This is a genomic window from Pasteuria penetrans (assembly GCF_900538055.1).
GTDB lineage: Bacteria > Bacillota > Bacilli > Thermoactinomycetales > Thermoactinomycetaceae > Pasteuria > Pasteuria penetrans.
Genome location: NZ_UZAC03000001.1, coordinates 865,722 through 886,790, shown reverse-complemented (window position 1 = coordinate 886,790; position 21,069 = coordinate 865,722). Strand labels below are relative to the sequence as shown.

Annotated in this window: 20 protein-coding genes; 19 read left to right on the top strand and 1 reads right to left on the bottom strand. The window is 45.0% G+C overall.

Annotation, left to right across the window (positions count from 1 at the left end; genetic code table 11):
* Nucleotide 1: 1 nt before the first annotated feature.
* Nucleotides 2-253: a hypothetical protein gene (locus PPRES148_RS03525; RefSeq protein ID WP_149453259.1), complete on the top strand. Its 252-nt coding sequence runs from the start codon at nt 2-4 to the stop codon at nt 251-253.
* A gap of 472 nt (nt 254-725) precedes the next feature.
* On the opposite strand, the gene PPRES148_RS03520 is transcribed toward PPRES148_RS03525, so the two are convergent.
* Entirely contained in the window at nt 726-983 is a 258-nt protein-coding gene (locus tag PPRES148_RS03520; RefSeq protein WP_149453258.1) for a hypothetical protein, read from the bottom strand.
* Nucleotides 984-1,130: 147 nt separating this feature from the next.
* Here PPRES148_RS03520 and PPRES148_RS12220 point away from each other — a divergent pair, with 147 nt between their 5' ends.
* The 18 genes from PPRES148_RS12220 to PPRES148_RS03430 all read left to right on the top strand — a co-directional run bounded on the left by PPRES148_RS12220 (nt 1,131) and on the right by PPRES148_RS03430 (nt 21,044).
* Nucleotides 1,131-1,376 carry a hypothetical protein gene (locus tag PPRES148_RS12220; RefSeq protein WP_149453257.1) on the top strand — a complete coding sequence of 82 codons (246 nt, stop codon included), beginning with the start codon at nt 1,131-1,133 and terminating at the stop codon, nt 1,374-1,376.
* Between the two features lie 426 nt (nt 1,377-1,802).
* Nucleotides 1,803-2,855 (top strand): ABC transporter substrate-binding protein, encoded by a 1,053-nt coding sequence (locus PPRES148_RS03510; protein ID WP_149453256.1) that lies wholly within the window; start codon nt 1,803-1,805, stop codon nt 2,853-2,855.
* 228 nt (nt 2,856-3,083) lie between these two features.
* Nucleotides 3,084-3,968 (top strand): ABC transporter permease, encoded by an 885-nt coding sequence (locus tag PPRES148_RS03505; RefSeq protein WP_149453255.1) that lies wholly within the window; start codon nt 3,084-3,086, stop codon nt 3,966-3,968.
* 659 nt (nt 3,969-4,627) lie between these two features.
* Nucleotides 4,628-5,488, top strand: coding sequence for a hypothetical protein (locus PPRES148_RS03500; protein WP_149453254.1), 861 nt, complete (start codon nt 4,628-4,630; stop codon nt 5,486-5,488).
* A 371-nt stretch (nt 5,489-5,859) separates the two neighbouring features.
* Nucleotides 5,860-7,974 carry an ABC transporter permease family protein gene (locus PPRES148_RS03495; RefSeq protein ID WP_149453253.1) on the top strand — a complete coding sequence of 705 codons (2,115 nt, stop codon included), beginning with the start codon at nt 5,860-5,862 and terminating at the stop codon, nt 7,972-7,974.
* A gap of 154 nt (nt 7,975-8,128) precedes the next feature.
* Entirely contained in the window at nt 8,129-8,416 is a 288-nt protein-coding gene (locus PPRES148_RS03490; RefSeq protein ID WP_149453252.1) for a hypothetical protein, read from the top strand.
* A gap of 122 nt (nt 8,417-8,538) precedes the next feature.
* On the top strand, nt 8,539-8,886 hold the full coding sequence (locus PPRES148_RS03485) for a hypothetical protein (protein WP_149453251.1): 348 nt from the start codon (nt 8,539-8,541) through the stop codon (nt 8,884-8,886).
* A gap of 108 nt (nt 8,887-8,994) precedes the next feature.
* Nucleotides 8,995-9,309: a hypothetical protein gene (locus tag PPRES148_RS03480; protein WP_149453250.1), complete on the top strand. Its 315-nt coding sequence runs from the start codon at nt 8,995-8,997 to the stop codon at nt 9,307-9,309.
* Nucleotides 9,310-11,263: 1,954 nt separating this feature from the next.
* Nucleotides 11,264-11,920 carry a hypothetical protein gene (locus tag PPRES148_RS03475; RefSeq protein ID WP_149453249.1) on the top strand — a complete coding sequence of 219 codons (657 nt, stop codon included), beginning with the start codon at nt 11,264-11,266 and terminating at the stop codon, nt 11,918-11,920.
* 895 nt (nt 11,921-12,815) lie between these two features.
* Nucleotides 12,816-13,151: a hypothetical protein gene (locus PPRES148_RS03470; protein WP_149453248.1), complete on the top strand. Its 336-nt coding sequence runs from the start codon at nt 12,816-12,818 to the stop codon at nt 13,149-13,151.
* 1,167 nt (nt 13,152-14,318) lie between these two features.
* A complete protein-coding gene (locus PPRES148_RS03465) occupies nt 14,319-14,828 on the top strand; it encodes a hypothetical protein (RefSeq protein ID WP_149453247.1) in 510 nt (169 codons plus the stop codon).
* Nucleotides 14,829-15,571: 743 nt separating this feature from the next.
* A complete protein-coding gene (locus tag PPRES148_RS03460) occupies nt 15,572-16,030 on the top strand; it encodes a hypothetical protein (RefSeq protein WP_223127934.1) in 459 nt (152 codons plus the stop codon).
* A gap of 701 nt (nt 16,031-16,731) precedes the next feature.
* On the top strand, nt 16,732-17,694 hold the full coding sequence (spoIIIAA, locus tag PPRES148_RS03455; protein WP_149453245.1) for a stage III sporulation protein AA: 963 nt from the start codon (nt 16,732-16,734) through the stop codon (nt 17,692-17,694).
* The gene (locus PPRES148_RS03450) at nt 17,684-18,205 is read left to right on the top strand and encodes a stage III sporulation protein AB (RefSeq protein ID WP_187820516.1); all 522 of its coding nucleotides are present in this window, start codon (nt 17,684-17,686) and stop codon (nt 18,203-18,205) included. Before spoIIIAA ends, PPRES148_RS03450 begins: the two co-directional genes overlap by 11 nt.
* A 68-nt stretch (nt 18,206-18,273) precedes the next feature.
* Complete coding sequence (spoIIIAC, locus tag PPRES148_RS03445; protein ID WP_149453243.1) at nt 18,274-18,480, top strand: stage III sporulation protein AC; 207 nt, start codon at nt 18,274-18,276, stop codon at nt 18,478-18,480.
* 36 nt (nt 18,481-18,516) lie between these two features.
* Entirely contained in the window at nt 18,517-18,906 is a 390-nt protein-coding gene (gene spoIIIAD, locus PPRES148_RS03440) for a stage III sporulation protein AD (protein ID WP_149453242.1), read from the top strand.
* Between the two features lie 167 nt (nt 18,907-19,073).
* Nucleotides 19,074-20,375 carry a stage III sporulation protein AE gene (gene spoIIIAE / locus PPRES148_RS03435; RefSeq protein ID WP_223127933.1) on the top strand — a complete coding sequence of 434 codons (1,302 nt, stop codon included), beginning with the start codon at nt 19,074-19,076 and terminating at the stop codon, nt 20,373-20,375.
* A gap of 18 nt (nt 20,376-20,393) precedes the next feature.
* The gene (locus PPRES148_RS03430; RefSeq protein ID WP_149453240.1) at nt 20,394-21,044 is read left to right on the top strand and encodes a stage III sporulation protein AF; all 651 of its coding nucleotides are present in this window, start codon (nt 20,394-20,396) and stop codon (nt 21,042-21,044) included.
* The last annotated feature ends 25 nt before the right edge of the window (nt 21,045-21,069 follow it).

The following is a 21,069-nucleotide window of genomic DNA, read 5'->3' as shown; positions in this document are numbered from 1 at the left end:
GATGTTGATGTTGGATCGGCAGGTGCAGGTGGTGTTTATCAACATCTTTGGTGGTATGATCCGTTGTGATACCTTGGCGGAGGGTATCTTACAGGCAATGTCCTGGACGGCATGTCCCTATCCTCTCATTGTTCGTTTGGAGGGAACACATGCAAGGGAGGGTCTTGTGATGTTGAGGCGAGCCGTTCAGTTAGTTTGCCTATCATTACAGCTATCTCGATGGAAGAGGGGGCAAGATTGGCTGTTCAGGTAGCAAGAGAAGATGGACCGAAGAGTGTGCGCTGGAGGGAGGGCATGAGTAATTGACTGGGCCACCCCTGGCGTTTGTTGCTGTGTAAGAGATGACAGTGGGACAAGCTAGTTGTGTATGGAAATCATCTCTCCCATTGGACGAGTTCGTTGTTGGTGTGACATACAATGGGGGCCGGACAGAGGGTGGGGAGATTGTGTGCTATTATATTTATGTAGGTAGTGATATATTCCCATCGATACTAAAAAGGTTTTCGCGTTGAGGAAGGTATTCATACCCATTGGGGGGTCTGGCGGGTCGTGGACAGGGTGATTTGGATCTGGGATGCCGGTATGCGGGAAGTCTGTTCCTCCATGATCGGCTTTATTTGTGAGTAGCTATACCATCGGTTACGATAGTTGGTTTCGTGTGTCGTGTCGTGCTCTATGAGGGATGGGGGAGGGGCCCCCCGAAACCGGCAGGTGGTATGCAGGTTTCAAACCACCCAGTGCTGCTGTTGTAAAGAGCAATGGTGGTGAGCGTTCTGGGAAAAGGCAGGACGAAAGAATCCCTTCAGGTGTGAATCAGGGAGATTGGTAAAGCGAACCATCGGAGGAAAGCATCGAAAGGCGCAGTTGATGTCGAAACAAGGGTATCGGAACCTATCCTTGGAACGAAGCCATGGAGGGCGAACCACCTGTTGTCCTGGCGGCATCCGGTGCATAAATGGAATGAACCTGATGTAGTCCCTCATAGGGAACCACGAGAGACTGTCGGACGGACACCTGGCCTTAGCCAGGTGTAAAGGGCTAAGGGGTATACCGAGGCTTCTGTGAACAGAGTTGGATCAACCCACAGTAGTGAAGAAACCCTTGTAATGAGGGTGGAGCGAAGGGGTTGAATGGTTTGCCTGAAACAGCCAACGTACAATCCGAAGCAAGGAGATGCTCGTGGGTTAGGCCCGACGGGTCTAACTGGACGCACAATCTGCGATAAGGAGATGATCGCAAGTTGTTGGACCAGGCAACATGGGATCGAAACCCGTATAGAACACAGCAGAGGAAGGTACGAAGAATGTGACACCAGACTGGTGTTTAAAATGGGGAAAATCCTATGGGATCATAAGAGCCACATAATGCGAGAGTAGTACGTGTGGTTCTGTGAGAGGGTTGGCTGAGATGTCAGCCCTACTCGACGGTGAGGGGGGATTGGGGAGAATATCCTTCGGGCCCTTCTAGTTTGGAATTCCCATTGGGTTTCTGCTGAAATGGAAAATCCTGATGGGACGGGGTGGCTATTCAATACCTACACCGTTCTTTTCTATGATCTTCTCTTTTACCCAATGATTACGATCATCACATAAGGGCTTAGGTTGAAAAGTCAAGAAAGAGAAGGGATTATAATCTCCGGTGGCAAGGGTCTCGGTTCAGGGGTTTGCCTTCTATCCCCCTCTCGGAGGTTTAGTTTTGAATATGAATGTTATTAATATTGAAAAATAATGAAAATAGTACTTCCCCGGGAAATAGGTGTGGGGTTTATGGGTGGTTATGGACAGTGATCCTGTGGGAGGGGTTTGGGATTGTTTTTTTCCTTTTGGGATAGGATGAATCGGTTGAAATTGGGTTTTTTCATTTCCTTCATGATTTTAGGATTGGTGGGTTGTGGGGGGGACCCGGATCAAGGCCCCCCTGTTAGGATTGCGCTCGATTGGACCCAGAATACTCACCATACGGGTCTATACGTGGCGAAATACCTTGGCTTTTTCAGGAGGGAAGGTTTCGGTCACGTTGAAATCTTACCAACGAATGTGTCCGTGGAGAGGATAGTAGGCAGTAATCAAGCCGATGTTGGATTCATAGGACAGAAGGGTTTCTTAAGAGCAGTCGATCGGGACATTCCCATTCGCTCCATTGCAGCTGTTGTACAGAACAATGTGGAGGGAATTGCTGTGGCGGGGGATAGCAATATCATTCAATTTAAGGATCTGGAGGGTAAGAGATACGGGAGCTATGGGGGATCAACCGAACTTGCTGTTTTACAGTTTATGATGCGGAAGGCAGGGGGGGACCCCGGGAAAATGAGAATGGTTGAACTCGGCGATTTCAATGATTTGGAAGCAATTCGTCAGGGAATTGTGGATGCTGTATGGGTTTTTCAAGGATGGACGGGTATAGAGGCGGCTTTGAAGGGACACCCCCTACGTATGTTTTCTATAAAGGACGCTGATGGGCGGCTGGATCCTTATTATCCCCTCATAGTGGCTCATAAGGATGCCGTGCAACCACAGGGATCTGCCAGTACAAAACTCCATAGGATTATGCGTGCTCTAGATGCGGGGTATCGTTACGCTATCGAACATCCAAGGGAAGCATCCGAGATCTTCATGAAGGAAAATCCCCTCGCGAATAGGGAGTTAGTAGAGGCCAGCCAGCAGTTCTTAGCCCACCGTTACCAGGGACGGGCGTCTTGTTGGGGGTATCAGGAACCCAAACGATGGTTGGATCTTGGTGATTGGATGAAGGAGAACCAATTGATCTCACCATCGCTTAATGTCCAGAATTTCTTCACTAACGATTTTTTGCCTGGAGACTGTAAGGCCCTACACCCTTCCCCAAGGGGAGGATAGATGCCCAATAGTACGGACTCAGCCAAGCATTGGATTTATCATAGTCCTCTCCGATTCACGGTGACGTGCCCTTGAAGAGTTTCCAAAAAACCGGTAGCGGGATTATTTTGCGAGGGGTGAGTAGGTTCTGTGTATTTCATCGATTTCTCTGATAACATGCTGTAGGATTATGATGGGCGGGGTGTGTATAGTGTTGAAACCGTTCGATTCCCCCTCTGGGGTTTGGAGATGAAGAGGCGAGTCCATATGCTAGGAAGAGAACCCCATGAGCAACAGAGGAACGGGGTGATCATCAGGGGTTGGAGGGTGCTTATATCTCATTTAGGATGGGGCGGAATAGGGAATCGATGGCCAGCGTTTTTTTGTTTTTTACTTGGCATTCTATGTATTTTCTGCATTTGGGTGGGTTTGGCAACGATTTCCAAAACGCGGGGATGGGGTTATCCCTACCCTACCGAGGCCTTTCGTGCATTAGTACAGGACTATGAAATTTTGTGGGAGTGTACGAAAACAACGATGTCCCTATCGTTGATCGGGACGGTAGCCAGTGTTGTTTTCGGTATCCCAATGACTATTTTGCTTTATTTGTTACCCACACTCGGAAGATGTTTTCAACCTATTTTGACGGCCACTCAAAATGTTCCTTCACCCCTCTGGGCTCTTTTGCTGGTTTTACCCCTTGGTATGAACGTAGGAACGGGTCTCTTCATCGTTTTTCTGTCTACGTTTTTTCCCATTTTTGTTTCTATGAGCAATGGGATGCAACAAGTAGATCCCGGTCTACAGACCTATTTAAAGATTGCGGGGGCCTCTCGTTGGCAGCATCTTATCCACCTCGCGTTGCCTAGTAGTATAGGGCCCTGTTTTTCTGGGCTCCGGTTGGCTTTTACCTATAGTATATGGGCAGGTATATGGGCCGAGGGGATTGGGATAGGTGAAAATAGGAGGGGAATAGGATGGGTTGTTCGCGAATCCTCTCGTGTGAATTTTCGGATGGACCGCCTTTTTGCTGCCACCTTTCTCCTTGTGATTTCTGGTCTAATTTTCGTGGCTGTTCTTTACGTTGTTTTTTACTTTGTTTTCCGTCGATCAAGGAAGTGGGGAGGATTATAGAATGATAGTATTGTAAAGATTATGGATATATTGTCTGGTGGGTTCCTTCCCCGGCATGATGAATCCTCGGAAAAATCCTTTGGAAGTATCCCCCTGAAGGTAGGATGGTCGGACGCACCCAGAGATCTGTCCCCTCGGAAGGGGACAGGTTTTAACGTTCCGGTGGGTGCTTCTGTATAGAAAAATTGGGGTTTCCGGATCCTAATGGTTACGAAGGACCGGTAGGACTCAGCGATACTCTTTCAACGATGGATTATAGAAAGGTGAATGAAGGAATGATTTCAGAACTTTTCTATATTGCGATATTTTACTTAAAATAAAATGAATTTAAAACATATATTTATCTTACATATTTTCATAAATTAAATTATTTTTAAATAAAATTAATAAGTAAAAATGGATTTTCCTTATTCCCAGTGTCCTCGCCTGGTCTTGATGTTTTGGTCGGGACCCGTTCATTTTTTCGACCATCGTCCTTTCATAATATTGGACAGAATATATGAAAATGATATATCATTGTGACTAGTTCCTCCGGTGTTGATTGACAGGTAGGGGGGGTGGAATTTAGGTGTGGGAGGAAATTGTCTTGGGGGATATCATCGTACGTGTGTTGGATGGGGGTTCCTTCTGATTGTAAATTTATGATGGGGTGATCACATATGTTATCAAGAACATGGAGTGTGAAGTTATTATTAGGTGTGGGCGTTTGTTCATTGACCCTAGTACCCTCTTTCTCCCATGCTGAATCCATTAGGGTATCTGCCGAGGAAAAAATGGAGACAGCACCGGATCCTATCTTACAGGGTGAAGATTTTCGGGAAGTGGCTTCTATTTTCGAGAAAATAGGCAGAGGATTCGAAAAATGTTTAGGTTCAAGTGAGGATACGAATGGGGATACAAGGGATCTCGCCGATATATTGGGAAAAATGGATGAAAACGCACTAAGTTGTTTGAAGGAACAAGGGGGTTCCTACAACGAGGGGGACCTTCGGAAGGTATTCCAAACCCTTGGGAGAGCTGTTATGGGTACGGTTGATTACCTTGATATGGAGAGTTCGGTTGTACAGGGTGCTTCTATCCATAAAAAGTTACAGAAGTTTAATGAATACCTGCAAGGGAGAGGTATGAAAATTGGTGAAAATTCAGGTGATATAAAAGATATTCGTTTGACTTTAAAGAAAAATGCGCCTGAATTTATGAAAAAAGAGGAGGGGGGTATGGGATCTGGTCCTTTAATTATAAGGGTCTATCCTATTTACAAGGATGGGGAACTCGTTGGTTCCATATCGGATCCCCTGAATCCGACAAGGGAAGGGCTCCAAACGCAGGCTAATATTCTCGTCAATGGTAAGGCAAGTTCGTATAGTATTGGGCGGAATGGTACTATTGTACCCATAATCCTCGACGGGGAATTCAAAATACCACCCTTTACGGGTCTAAATCTCCCGTCCCCGGATGAACTACAGGGGGAGAATGCATTATGGGATCAGGTAGTGGAGGCGTCGCCTTTGGGCCAATGATCGAACCTATGGGCAAAAAATCCGGGTTCTTACCATCATTGAATTGAGGGCTGGTGTTTTAATGAAGAATCCCATATTCCGAATATGGGCTGCTTTTTTCGGCGGGGGCTTCCCTCCAAGGGATGTTCTTCCGGAGCGCTCCATCCCTGATGGGGCGCCTTTACCCCTTTGTATGGTTCCTTTCTTTTTGGAAGTGTACTATCGAAGGGATTGGCTCGGGTTGCTGCTATCAAAAAGAAGATGAAAAATATTGTATAAATTTAATTACATAATTATGAATAAAAAATGAGGAAGGGACCTGTTTTTTTTCGTACAAGACGAATGGTAGGGCTATTTTGCCATTGCTACCCTCAAGGGGAAGAGGGGATAAGGTGACGATTGTATCCTATGTATTTCGTATGGTTCAACGGAAACCGCAGGCCTATTTGGGTTTATTTATAAATGAGTTTATTAAATTTTCTTTTATTTTCGCTTATGATACGTTATTTTTTCATCCCCAATGGCAAATAGTACCAGGGTGGGAAAAATACATTCCCGTTTTATTATCCTTTATGGTTGCATCTGGTTTTGGTTTTTCCATTTACTATTCCCTGGCTACCCTTTATACAGGGCAGAGGAGGCAATTTGGAATTTTGTTGTCCTTGGGTATGGATAAAAGAATATTCAATATTATATTATTTTCTAAAGTTATGATCATTGATCTTTGTGCGTTTATGTTAGGGATACCGGCTGGATTGGCTCTGGGTTTTGGTCTATTATTTTTCGTTGGACATAGTTTAGAATATGTAGATCTATACCCTTATTTTTCTTTTGAGGCTTTGGAAATTTCTGTATTTTCCGCCTTAGGATCCTTTTTCATGGCTGTCGTTGCTATGCCCTTTTTTATGAAGGATAAGGTGCTGATTGGGTTGCTCCGGAATGAAAGGGGATTGGGGAACAGGTCGGGGAATTCTCTTTGGATTCTATATGTCATTTTTTTATTTTTTTCTTTAGGCGTCCTGGTCCCCATTTGTTTCTTCCTTCCCGTTGACTGGGGGTTGAATTTGTACGTGCCGGTACAGTTACCTCTCATGCCCGTTCCCCTGTTCATTCCTATGTCTGTGGTTGTATCTGGGTTTGTTATTTTACCTATTTTGTGTATGGGATTGGGTCAATGTTTCTACCGTCAGATTATTTTCTTATTTATAATTTTACTTCGTTGGAATAGGGATTTTTCATGGAAGGGCATACGATTGTTGTGGATAGGAAATTTGGTTCATCGTTTGCATGATAATGTCCGTTTTTTTCGTTCTTTTTCCATGGCCCTGGTGCCTCTTCTCGTTTTGGGTAGTTTTTTGGGAATCCTAATTCTGTTGCCAATAGATAGGATGGTGGGGGATGTTGGGGGATCGGAGTCAAGGGTGACTCCTATTTTTATTTATCGTCTTGGTGGGGGGGATAGGGTCGATTCCAACACATGGAGGAATCTAAATTTTGTCCATCGAACTCTCCTCAGCAATGGATTGACTCGTATAGATTCGTATCCGCTCGTGATGGGCCCTACTCCTACGAAAGATAGGGGGGAGTATATTTCTATATATGATAAACAGAAGAGGAATAGGGAAAATACACAGGATGGTTCTGTGGGGAACAAGGAAGGATTGTTTATTTCCTACAGGGATTATAAAAAAATACTGGACCTATCCGGGCATGATGTTCCTACCCTCGATCCCGATGAAATTGCGGTATTGTGTGCGCGCGGGGACTGCCCCGCCTCGGGGTCCCTTTCCTATTCTGTTCTTGAGGAATTTGGTGTCCGAGGGATGCAGTATTGGGATTCAGCGAAGTCCATTGTTTCTTTCCGTGATTTTTTTCCTCGGCAGTGGGTTCTAGGGGACAGGGTATATGCGAGGGCCTTGGAACACCGTGGTGTTCGTAAATTGTGGGATGTGAATTATGTACTGCCTAAGAACGGTATGAATACCCAAATTTTTGAGGCACTGTTTAGGGTGGGGTCTATGGATCTGGGGGGTGGAGGTAGGGGGAATATGGGGTTTCCCGATTCCTTTATTTATAATGGTGTGGTTGACTCATATACACCTCTCCTATCAGGAATTTTTTATTTAGTTATTTTTCTACTATGTTCCCTTATTATGGCTGTTAATGCAGGTAGTATGTTATTTCTCCGTATGTATAATGATGGGGAGAGCCAGAGAAGGCAGTTCCATAATCTACTACGGATAGGTTTTCCGGTACATTATCTACGAAAGTCAGTTACAGTGCAAGTTGCCCTGATTTTTTTTATACCTGTATTGTTTGCAGTACTCCTATCGGTTTGTGAGATTTATTATGGAGTAAGGGTTGCAAAATATTTTTCACATGGGGTTGGGGAAGAAGTAACAGAGATTTTATTCGCTGTTGGGTGGTCTATAGTTACCATTTTGTTCCTCCAGGTTGCAATGTTTTTTCCAATGCGTCTATGGGTATTGCGCAAGCTAGAGGGGTGAAGCGGGGTTCTCCTACTTACTAGTGATTTGCACCTCGGTCCCTTAATTGGGGCTGTTCAGTATGAAGGATCCCAACGCGGACTGCTAACGATGCATGGCCCACATTTTTCAGGAACATATGCAAAAAATCCTCTGGGAACTTTCCTGTTTGGGGGTGACACCAAATTTAGGATGCAACCTGCAGGATGGTCCTGTGGGGAACAAGGAAGGATTGTTTATTTCCTATGGGGATTATAAAAAAATACTGGACCTATCCGGACATCATGTTCCTACCCTCGATCCTGATGAAATTGCGGTATTGTGCGCGCGAGGGGATTGCCCCGCCTCGAGATCTCTTTCCTATTCTGTTCTTAAGGAATTCGGCGTCCGAGGGATGCAGTGTTGGGATTTAGCGAAGTCCATTGCTTCTTTCCGCGATTTTTTCCTCGGCAGTGGGTTTTAGGGTATATATGCAAGGGCCTTAGAGCACTGTGGTGTTAGGAAATTGTGGGATGTGAATTTATGTACTGCCTAAGAACGGTATGAAACACCCAAATTTTTGAGGCACTGTTTAAGGCGGGATCTATGGATCCGGAGGGTGGAGATAGAGGGAATGTGGAGTTTCCTGATTCCTCTATTTATAATGGTGTGGTTGACCTATATACACCCCTCCTATCAGGAATTTTTTATTTGGTTGTTTTCCTCCTATGTTCCCTTATTATGGCTATTAATGCAGGTAGTGTGTTATTTCTTCGTATGTATAATGATAGGGAAAGCCAGAGAAGGAAGTTCCATAATCTACTATGGATAGGTTTTCCAGTACATCATGTACGAAAGTTAGTTACAGTGCAAGTTGCCCTGATTTTTTTTGTACCTGTATTGTTTGCAGTACCTCTATCGATTTGTGATATTTATTATAAGGGGAGTAGTTGACAAACCATATAATGGAAAGTTATGATACCCTCCAATTAAGTATATTTTCCCGATTGATGCGTGATTGAGTTTCTGGCCTATTGGGTTTTCCTGGGGGATTGGTTCTCCTTGTGGTCCGGTAGATGCCTTCCCTTCACTAGTAGCGGGGTGTATAAGAGTACAATTGGTATTTTACGGGATTCTATTTTTAGAGTAGGAGTGATTCAGGCTGGGCAAGCGTCGTCTGCCGTGGAGGAGGCAACTAGCACGGTACATGCGGCGGAGGGGGATTTGCAAGCGGGCGATGTTATGTCAGATGTCGGTCGGATTCCTATCGTTGATGCTTATGTAGGGGATTTTGAGGAGAAACAACATAATCGTTCTAAGAGAGTGGCGTGTGCATTAATGGCTATGGGCCGTCGTATGTGTATTACGGCAGGGTAGGTTCAGGTGCGCGAATAGGTGCGGGTTACGGGTCGTCTGGTGGTTTCTGGGGTACGCTTGGTGGACTGCTGGTGGGTGGTGCTGTTGCCCTGTGAAGAGATGCTTTTAACAGCTTGGGAGTGAATCCGGGGTGCAGGGTTTAGTAAGAGTCCTTGTTATTATTAATTTTTCTACCGCGCGAGGGGTGCGAACAATCCTCTCCCATTTACCCAACGCCGCTGGTGTGGAAACACTCCGATGGTGAGCGGTTAGGAAAAGGCAGGGTTAGAATCCTCGTCCGCACGATTGGGGTCAATGGTACTCAAATGTGTTATACCCCTGGTCTTCGACTGGGGGTTTTGTTCGCAGGTTCCTTTGCTACATGCATGTTTTTGGAGTGATCATCAGGTTTGGAGCTTTTTTTGTGGTTTTTTGGTTTAAAACTGTGAAGTTATGGAGTTAGGGGATTTGTAACATGTTGGAAAAAATAATTATTTGTAGGTATGTATGGATACCTCGTATTTTTATAGATTATGCTTTAATTATATGGCTTTCTATTGTCATTCCCCCCTTTTACCTACCCTTGTCGCCGAGTTTGGGTATTGCGAGTAGTAAAGGGAGTATTTTATTGTGTTCCTGTGTTTTGTTTTCACTGCCTTATTTTCTCACTGTTTTTTGTATTTTTAGAAAAGAAAAAAACATTCTAATTGCTGCTAATCGTTCCCACGGAAGAAGGTTTGCCCTGTCTGCAGCTACAGAGGCAGTATGGTATGTTTTTCCGATTATTGTTTTTTTAATCAATTGGTATTTTTCTTTAGAAATATACTTAATACCATTTTTTTTGATATTAATTCTATATTCTGTGTTCATGTTTGGATTGATTGGTTCTACTAATTCAAATACAATCAAAAAACATTTAAAGTATAATGATTATATGACAAAATCACACAATGAATGGGGTTCCTTAGCCGTAAAACCCTGGCAGCGCCCTGCAACTTGGATCTGGATGTTTCTTTTTACTACATTTTTGATTGGTTTACCCTTTTGTCCCGACGGAACATGGGCCTCATGGATACTCTGTTTGATTTGTGGTACAGGAGTGTTGCTTATGCGTTGCATAGGTAGGGGTTTATCAGGGTGTCATCCCTGGCATCCTCGGCGATGGTATTGCATTTTTGGTAGTACGGTGATCCTATCTGTTGGTACCCAGGGGTTGTTTTGGTTCATTTCGAATCTTAATAGATATTCAACTTTCTTATTCCTTATTCCGGGGTTATTTTTTTCCTTTAGGGATCCTCTCTTTTGGGAAAAAGACAGCAGAAAAATTTCTCGGGTTTTATCCTCAAAATGAGCTAAAGTGGTCGAATAAGGGATGGTTTTGGGGGTTATGTAAGGTTGCTGTTGCTGTGTATCGTATCCTAGGAGGGAGGAGGGAGGGCTTAATTTCCAACAACCATGGTGTTTCCTATTCTCCTAGTATGTATAGAATATATAATTTAAAAATAAAATAATTAATGAATAGGTATAGGATAGGAGATGGCTTTGTTTTTGCACCAGCACCGACATATTATGATATGATACGTTCGTACTCGCGGGGCATCTCCCTGTGTAATCGCAGTTTGTGAATTTATTACGGTGGTTTTCCAAAGTTAGGAGGATAACGTATATTGTGTATAAAGAATTATGTTTTCCAATTCGTGTTCTTTTTGCTACGGTGACTGTTGTATCGGGATCTCTTCCGGTTAATGGGCATGAATATGATGCGAGTCCCCAAAATAATATTCATTCAGAGATGGGTAATCGCGAAGGGGAGAAGGTAGATGGTAAAGGGAAATGTGATGCACATAATTTCATGAATTTATTTTAGGAAAAAGAAATATCCCCTATACAATTACCTGACTATGATGGGAATCTGCATACAAAGCGGCTGGATCGTTCCCTGAAAGGGCTCCAAGATCTCGGAGTACATGCCTACTTGCAAGACAGGAGCATGATCATCAGTGAGAGAACGGAGGATGTCAAGTTTGTAAAAACGGATTTTAAAGAACGAAGAAACATTCCTGGGGGAACCGGGGATCTGTTTGGTTCTTCCTTCCCCATATTTTCTGTCTCCCATCCAATCCTCCATAGGGAAACAGGTGATCGTGTAGGCTATATTACACAATTTTGGGGTGACAATGCATTTATATCATCAGGATCAGTGACAGCAGCAAAAAGGGCCAGGATAGCGATGGCGGTGATTTCGTCTGATGATACATATTCTATTTACGTTTTCGGGGAAAATCAGGTAGAGTCTTTCCGATTTGATAAGGATGGAAACTTGTTAGATGATAAAGATAAGATTATTATGAATAATTATGCAGGTGATTTCGTAGAAGGGGGAACGGCTGGGAGCGATAGGGTAAAGCGCTTCCCGTTTGGGAGCCTGTGTCATAGTTGCACCTGGATCGTTGATAAGGTTGATGCTGCTTCCTCTGCGGGATGTGTGTTGGGAGCTATTCGGTTAGGCAGAAGTTTTGTTGTGCCCTGGGTGATGGTTGCATCGGGGCTTACCTTTTGGGCGATCTGTGATTATATCAGAACTTGGGGATATCCTGCAGCGAAGCATCACTTTTGTAGTGATTTTTGTTGATTTTTTATTATGAAATAATGGAGAGGGGGTTTTTGTCTATGGATTGATGGCATAGGTGATGTGGGTGCAAACAATAGTAGCGACAACAGGTACTGCCCTGATCCTGTTGCTTCTCAAACTTCCTAACATTTGTGCAATAAATTTTTTTAAAATAAAAATATTTGTAAGAAGATTAAAGTGTGGATCGGGGGGTTTCCTCTGCTCTGGGTCCATAGATCGTCCTTGCCTAGTTTTACCACTGCCAATCATGCATTTCGCAAGGGATTAAACCCATAGGAATTTCAAAATATTGGAATGGATGATTATGAAAAATTTATTTTTTTTCTTTCTATATATTATCGCACCCCGCCTGTTGTTTTGTTTTCCTGCTGTCATGTGGATAAGATCAAGTTTCCCTGCTGTTCATCGCACAGTCTGGGATTTTAGTTCATCCCCCAAAGCTTTTTTGTATTATATTGGATTATTTTTAATTTCCATATCTTTTGCTATTAGTGAAATAAAAACATACGATAGAGTTAAAACGAAAAAGATTAAAAAAACGATCACAGCAATTGGGATAATTGCAGGTCTGTGTTTCATGGTAGCTGAGGGTGTTATAAGTGCCTATAGTGATACGGTTATCCTGTATTCCCCAGTGTTCCCCGTGATTTGTTTGCTTTTTTGTTCCCTATTGGTTGTTCTTTTTTGGTTGATGCGGAGATATTTGATAATCTTAGAAAATAATAATTTTTTGAATAATTGTTTGTTTAAATGGCATAAGGAATGGAAAGATAATGTACTCCATGTAGATAATAATATTTATATGGGAAAATTTTCATTCATTCTATGGTTTTCTCTATATACAGCATCTATAGTTCTTGTTTGTACCTATGGGGGTAGGACATGGGGGGCGATTGTGGGTTTACTCGTAAGTTATGGGAGCTTGATAGCTTTGACCAGACAATTCGGTGGCGGCCTAGGACCCTCTCATCCTTGGTATCCCCCCTATTGGCGTATGTTATCGTCCATAAATATGGTGTTTTTTTCCTTTGGTTATTGGTTCACCCATCAAATTTTTTATCCCTTTTTACGGACCTATCTCCATGAAAATGTTCCTTATCTTGTCTTAGATTATCTACCTACCTTGCACGAATTTATTCTATTTTCCAGTATGATGCTCCCCGTTTATGTTCGTCCTGAGTTCACCAACACATTGGTGCAGGATTGCGAGAGAAAAGGAGAAGGAATTTGAGAGTCGCATCTCCAGATTTGGTGTCGGGGGGCCCAGAGGGGCCTTTTTTTGTCCTCCCTGCGTCGTCTGATGATCCGTATTTCGATCTTTCAATATATTATTTGATGATTATTTGAATATAATTATGTAGTGAAATCTAAATTTATCTTAATTACCCTATAGATTCATTCTTGTTCATTCTTCTCTCCCCATGTGGAACCCCTTTGTTGGACTTGTGTCCTAGGTCCCTGATTGAAATCCTTTGCAGCGGGGGGATCTTGAATTCTTGTGCCCCATTAGGGCAGGGCGGTCCCCTTCCTCTGGACCCTTCCAAATCCCTTCTCTCCGCGTCTTTCCAACGGACACCCGGCTCTCGAGAGGGGGGGCCCCTCCTCCATCTCTTATAGAGCACGACACGACACATAGATTCGGATGTGATACTTTTGCATTATCCCGACTCTTCCCATTCCATCCCCATCTTTCAGACCGTTTAGATCCTACTTTGATTATGGGGATGTTTCTCTGAGGTTTCAGTGACTTTTTCTGGTGGATCCCCCCACTAAAGTTATCGTTTTACTGTCCTTCTTAGAATGGTCAGCCCCTTCGCTCCACTTCCATTATGGAAGCTTTTACACCACTACGAGCTGATGCTGATCCTGTGCATGGAGCCGATGTGATCCTTGTGGCCTCTTACACACATCTTTGCGATAGTCATATGGGATCCGGTCCGTGCGATAGCCTCTCAAGTTCCGATTAGGATCCTAAATTGGGTTCGTCCCGTCTGTACATCGCATGCCACCGGGGCAGTAAATAGATCGTACCCTCGGTTTATCCCAATGTAGCGTGCCGATATTGGTTTTGACATGGATTACGATTTTCGATGCATCATCGAACGGTTCGTTTTCGCCGATCTCCCCGATTTCCACCTGATAGGGGCATATGCTCTCCTTGTACGACTTCTTGACACACACACGCGATCGGATGCAACCGAAAGATTCTGACTGTCCTCGCCCGTACTGTTATCTACAGAGCCATCATTTTTAAAAAATTTGTTAAATTTATAATACTATGGTATTTTGTGGCCTAGGGGGGATGCGATTTGTTTCTAGCTTTATGATGACGGAACGGATGATCATATATTCCCCTTACCTTATGGGGAACAATAAATTTAAATAAGGATGATTATATATGTTAACAAGATCCTTTTTCTTACGATCCCTATTTTTTATCGGTGTTACTATATTGGATTTATATTCCTCTTTCACACTCCTCTTTTCTCATGCTTATGCTTCGGGGGCACCCCCTCTAGAGAGAAAAGTGGAGGAGAACTATGCCAACCCTTCGAAGGTATTGGATGTGGGTCCTGAGGAGGGTAAGGGGGCAACAACGGAGGGGGAACGTCAGTGTCCGCTATCTGGGAACGCACAAGAAGGTCTAGGGGATGGGGAGAAGAAAGAACATGTAGGACGACGAGGTCGTTGTGCCGATTGTACTATTCAGCAGCCCTGGAAGGATTTTCCCAAACCTCTTCAATGCGAAATTTGTAGGTCGTGGGTGGCGGGTCTTGGTGGGTATGGGGGACACAGATTTTGCCAATTGTTTAAGGGTGGTCCCAATTGGGTGGCCGGACTCTGTGCCATTGGAACCGGTATAGCCGGCAATAAAATTCCCCCTATGTGTTCTGATGCGTGCAGTTGAATGTTTTTGTGGGGTGTGCCATGCCATGGTATCGAGGAGGATATAGCTGAGGATACTGGGGTCCTTGGAACGGGCCCTTTGTCCTCTTTTTCCCTAAAGCAAGGGCGACTTTCTAGAGTACAGAGGCAAAGAAAAAATTCCTGTGGAATCGGGAGGTGGTTGTGTCTTCTTCGGGGGAATAAAAAGGATACCTAAATTGAGCTGTTTTTGCATAGAAGTGTTGTGAATAGAACCAATCCCGGGCGGGCGGAGCGAAAGGAGCTTCGCTTATCAAAAAAGAAAGGGGTGGGGAAGAATCGAAATCCCTTCAGCGTACTCCAAAATTTTTCAGGGATGATCTGCCGCTTCTGTCTTGTTACTTCATACCCATTATCGTGTTCTTTCATACTATCATGGTCATTCATGTTTACGCATATCAGTTTGTTTTTGGGGAAAAGCGTTTTGGATATCTATGGTTCCTATCTCTTTTAGCCCTTCTACATTCCTTGTCAGAGTCGGGGCCCCCCTATCAAGGAAAACCGCAGTTCTCTCTTTGGAAACCGGAGTTAGAAGGCCACAAGGATCTTATGCGTAGCAAATGCGCGGATCTCGTATCATACAGAAAAAGATGCATTCGTGCTTACCAAAAACATGGCTTCTCCAAAGTAAGCTGGTATTTTCCCCTATTCCTAGGACCCTGTCTTTTCTTAGCTTCCCTGGGGTTGTTTTTTTTTCCCCATTGTCACTCACCATGGGTGCTAACCTTGGGGGTCGTGGGTTGGTGTGTATCCCTTCGGTGGCAGGTGAAGCGGGAGTGTCGATGGTGTTCCCAGGAAGGCCCCATTGATCGAAAATTTATCAACATCCGAATCCTCCACCTTCTCGTTCTCTATGTTCTCCCTTTGCATCTGTTTTCTATCTTAAGGGAGGATTGGCATCCTAGATTTCAGGAGTGTTATCTAGCTTACTTGGTGTTTCAAAGTGCGTTTTCCGTTTTCCCTGCTTGTTTACATCTCCAGCTAGGACAGCGCATTCCCCCTCAGAAAAATTTTCCTCTTTGGGATCTATGGGATTACTATGGGGATTTCGGAAGCGAGAGTATCCATTATTCACCTTCCGAGAGAAAGAAGAGAATTAGACAGAGAATCCTTAATCTTGCATGCATCCTACTTGTGATGGTGGTCTCCAATATTTTATTGGGTATCTTTATTCCTGGAGAATAGAAAATTTTCCTCTTTCCGAGAGTACGGGACCGTGCAATTTCTTGTGGGGAATGCTCCATCTATGAATCTCCTTTTGGCAAAGCAATTGATAACATAATAACATTTCATTATGACACTGTTCCTGTTTTGCGTCTTCGGGGGATGTACCTTATATTTATAAATTTTCTTTTATATGCTGATCATAGGATTCAACATTCTCATCAGGCGAGGGGGGTGATTTCTACTATATCCCGCCATTTCTTTTCACTGTAGATCGTATGATAGTGCTTTGTTTGTTGACCGGATCGCTTAGTCGATGGTAAGGGAACAAGGTTTCGTCCTATCCGTAATGTTGTCAACAGTACGGATTTTTTGTTGTTTTTGTACTTCCCATGAACAGAATGGATCTTATGTAGTGGAATACCCCTTGTTTGTCCTCTGTGTAGGTTCCTATTAAATTTCATAAAAATTCATATGAAATAAGGCATATCCAGCCGAAGATACAAAACAGGAACAGTGTCATAATAAAACGTTATCATGTTACCCATTGCTTTATCAAAAGGTGCGACTAGATTCGTAGGAAGGGCATTTCTCACAAGGAAGTACACGGTCCCGCTTCCCTTTGGATCCGTGTTGGGTCCGGAGGCATGAGGGATGACAAGCTCACATAGGTATGACCATGGTCCGATGACTTCGGTCAGGATGGTGGTGATGGAGACGTTATGAATTTAGGAGAGGTGTATGGGGTTCTTCCCGATGCACTGCGTTATCCCCTACAGAGGGTACCGGAACCTGTGCAAGCCCATCTGGAGGAAATTCGCATTCGTGTCGGTCGTCCTCTGGAGATAGGGACATCGAGGGGTTTTTACTTTGTGGGGTCACGTGGGGGTATTGATAAGGTTCCTAGGGGGGCTGTGGTACCCACACCAGAGGATGGGAAGATCTTATTAGGGAGACTGAGTCAACACTCCCTATATGCCTTGGAGGAGGAACTACAGAGTGGCTTTCTCACCTTGGCAGGGGGACACAGGGTAGGTTTGACGGGTAGGACTGTGGGAGTGGTAGGGGGTAGATATCGTTTGCGGGATATCACGGGTTTCAACATTAGGATTGCCCGTTCCTGTCCCCATTGTTCCCGATCCCTATTGCCCCATCTGGTGCAGAATCAGAGGCTACATAACACCTTGTTGCTCTCCCCCCCACAGGCGGGAAAAACCACTCTTCTACGTGATTTAGCACGTTCCCTGAGTCTGGGGAGTTCCCTGATCCCGTCCCTGAAGGTGAGTATGGTGGATGAGCGATCCGAGTTAGCGGGTTGTTATGCTGGGATTCCCCAGTATGATATAGGTCCCCGGACCGATGTTTTGGATGGTTGTCCTAAGATGATAGGCCTCATGATGCTCATCCGATCTATGTCCCCCGAGGTGTTAGTGATAGACGAATTGGGTCATCCGAGTGAAATAAGGGCCCTACACGAAGCCTCCCAGGCAGGGGTGCGGATTGTAGCCACCGCCCATGCTTTCTCCTATCGGTCCGCGAAGCAGCGTCCCTCGTTCTCCCCTCTGTTTCAATCGAAGATCTTTACTCGTATTGTGTTATTGAGCCGACGTGAGGGTCCTGGTACGGTAGAGCGGATCTACGATCATTTGGGACAAGAGATTACGGGGGGAAACCGTGTTTCTTAAGTTGAGTGGTGGTGTTGTATTGCTCATAGCTTCTGCCTGTTTGGGATGGCAGGCCTCGCATCGTTTACTCGAGCGACCACGCCGTTTACAGATGTGGCGTGCTTCCTTGACTATGATTCGTACGGAAATAGAGTATGGTTGTCGTCCCCTTGCTGATGTCATGGAAGCGGTAGCTACGAGAATTGAGGATCCTGTAAGGGATATTTTACGGGTTTGTGCTATGCAATTACGGATGGGTAGAGTTACCAGTGCGGAACACGCTCTACGAATGGCTTTCCAACGAACAGGTGCATGTTTGTCCCTGCCATCCTCCGAGCGCACTCTCCTTCTACAGCTCTTCGGCAATCTTGGTACCTCTACCGTGCAGGATCAGCAGCGACATATTGCGTTGGCACTGGAAAACCTACGGTGGGAGGAAGAACAGGTGCGGGGAAAGGCTATTACGACGGCGAAACTCTATCGAACACTGGGCTGGTTAGGGGGGTTGTTGTTAGTATTAGCACTCCTATAGAAAATGTTGATTTTATAAGGGGGATCTCCCTGTCTTCGTATTCAGAAAGGGGGAAGGGGGGAAAGGAATTGTCCGATCACCTGGACACAGTGTTCCAAATTGCTGGGATTGGTATTGTGGTTGCTATGATTCATACTATTTTGCGACAAATGGGTAAGGAGGATTTTGCCCATTGGGTCACCTTGGTGGGTTTTGGGGTTGTCTTGTTTATGGTTGCTGTGCTCATTCAGGAGTTGTTCCAGACCATAAAAAATGTGTTTTTGTTCCGACCCTAGCGCGTATGCATGTGCTGGCGGGGGTGGGTCATTCCTATGGAAATCATTCAGTTGGTGGGGTTTACCCTGATTGCCACCTTTCTTGTACTCCTACTTAAGGAACATCGTCCTATTTTTGCGATTGCCCTGTCCCTATTCGTTGGGATCTCCATTTTCCTCCTCTTATCACAGAAAATTCATGATGTAGTAACGGTTCTCCAACAACTCACACAAAAAGCGAATATTGAACCGCAACTTGTGGTACCCGTTCTCAAGATTATTGGTATTGCGTACATTGCTGAATTCGGCGCACAAATTGCTCGTGATGCGGGTCAGGAAACGTTAGCATCCAAGGTGGAGTTGGCCGGTAAGGTGTTCATTCTTCTATTGGCGATTCCTATTCTCTTACTCATTATTGAGACTGTTCTGCGGGTTTTGCCATGGTAGGAGGAGTAGAATCATGTGCTGGTGGGAGAGCGAAGGGAAACAGAATATTTTTACTACAAATTATTTTTTTATGTATTTTATTTCTATGTTTTCCGATAAGAAATGGAATGGTGGGTGCACAAATACAAGAATTTTCCGAATCCATCCCTCCTTGGCCGGGGGAATCTTTGTCACAATCACCTGAACCTATGAAAATGGATGCCTCACGTGATAGGGATCAGGGGTCTGGTTCTGGGTTTCCGTCTCCGTTGGAACATGTACCACCTGTAGACCAGCAGTGGTATTCCCCTTCCGTGGAAACACGGGAACATGGTGATAGCTATCCTTCCAAGGATACCCCCCTCACGGATTCCTCCTCGGCCCGTAGTATGTTGATACAGTGGATTGATAGCCAGCTTTCCTCCTTGCCCCTGGGACCCTTATTGGAAACGTGGCAGGATCTTCGTAAAAACTATGGTTCATACTTTACGCATGGTGCCTGGCCGAAAACTCCGTGGAGTCAGTGGATACCGGGGGGCGGCGAATCATGGCATTGGTCCGATTGGTTGAATGCCGCGTATAAGTTTCTTCTGGACGAGGTTATGAAGAGCTGGCAGTTGTTAGGAACGCTTGTTATGTTGACCGTGCTGAGCATGGTATTAGGGGCGATTCAAACGGCATTCCTACGACCTATTGTGAGTCGTGTGGCCCAAACGGTCATCGTTATGGTGTTATTGTTGCTTGTTGTCAACAGCTTCAGTTGGTCTGCTGGTGCGGTTTTGGATGCCATTCAACGAATGTCTCAGTTCCTGTTAGCCATGTTGCCGATTATGTTTGCCCTGCTTGCTTCCCTTGGTCATGTAGGTTCCGTAACCCTGTTTCATCCGTTGATAGTTTCGTTCATTCACTGGATTAGTTTAGGTGTTCAATATTGGGTTATCCCCCTTTTGTTTCTGGCTACGATTCTCTACGTGGTAAGTTCTCTATCGTCACATTATTCCCTGAGTCAGCTAGCGAAATTGTTGCATCGGATTGGTCTTTTCTCCTTAGGGACCATGTTGACGCTCTTTCTGTCTTCCCTTTCCATTCAGGGTGGGGCGGTTGCGGTTGCGGATGGAGTGGTATTGCGAACAGCCAAATATCTCACAGGGAATTTTGTTCCCGTTGTAGGGCATACGATCGCGGAAGCAGCAGACACGGTGGCCGGTGCCTCTCTCCTGATCAAAAATGCGATTGGTTTGGCAGGGGTTGTGGTTCTTCTTCTGTTGTGTGCTTTTCCCGCTCTGAAGATTGCTATGATTGCACTTCTCTATAATGTAGCGGCGGCGGTGTTACAGCCTATGGGGGAGAGTCCCATCATTGAGAGTTTGTCGCATGTGGGCAAGTTGTTACTCCATGTGTTTGCCGCTCTGGCAACAGTAGGTCTGATGTTTTTCCTGGCCATTACGATTCTATTGGCAGCAGGTAACATCTCTTTGTTTTTACGATAGGGTCAAGGGGAAACGGATATGGCCAATTTGGGTACTGGAATACAACAGTTGATTTTATTGGTGTTGTTGGCAACTTTTGTGCACCTGTTACTGCCGAGTTCAGGTTTGGAACGTTATGCCCGTTTGGTTCTCGGACTTACCATGGTATGGGCGATCCTACATTGGTTGCTGGGTCTGATTGGCCAGCGATCTGCGATGGTATTTCCGGATTTTCCATGGCCTGTCAAGAGGGGGGAAAGTGAGGTAACCTCCATCCAGAGACAGGGGGACTATTTGCGTCAGTTGCGCGAGAAAACAGCTCATCACCAGGCGGAGCAAGCACTGGCCATAGCCCTGACACGGTATGTAGAGAGCCAGTTTTCTGTTCGGGTGGTGAAGGCTTCTGTGGTTTTGGAATCCAGGGGGCAACAAGTAACGCAAGCGCGTGTTGTATTGACCCGGTTGCAGGGGGGGAGGGATGATTCAATATCAGGGGGACGCGAGCAGAGGTTCATCCGTCCCGTGGAAATAGGGGTCGACAGGTTAGGTGAAAAGGAAGGGGGGGTTCATCATGTTGAGGGGGGAATAGCGGGGGATTTATGTCGGTCTGTACAGAGAGCAGTGGCACAGTGGTTGGGAATATCACCGGATAGGGTGGAGGTGGTCCAGGAGGGGAGGGGGTTGGGCTGAAAAGACCCTCGTGGTGGGAGCGTTG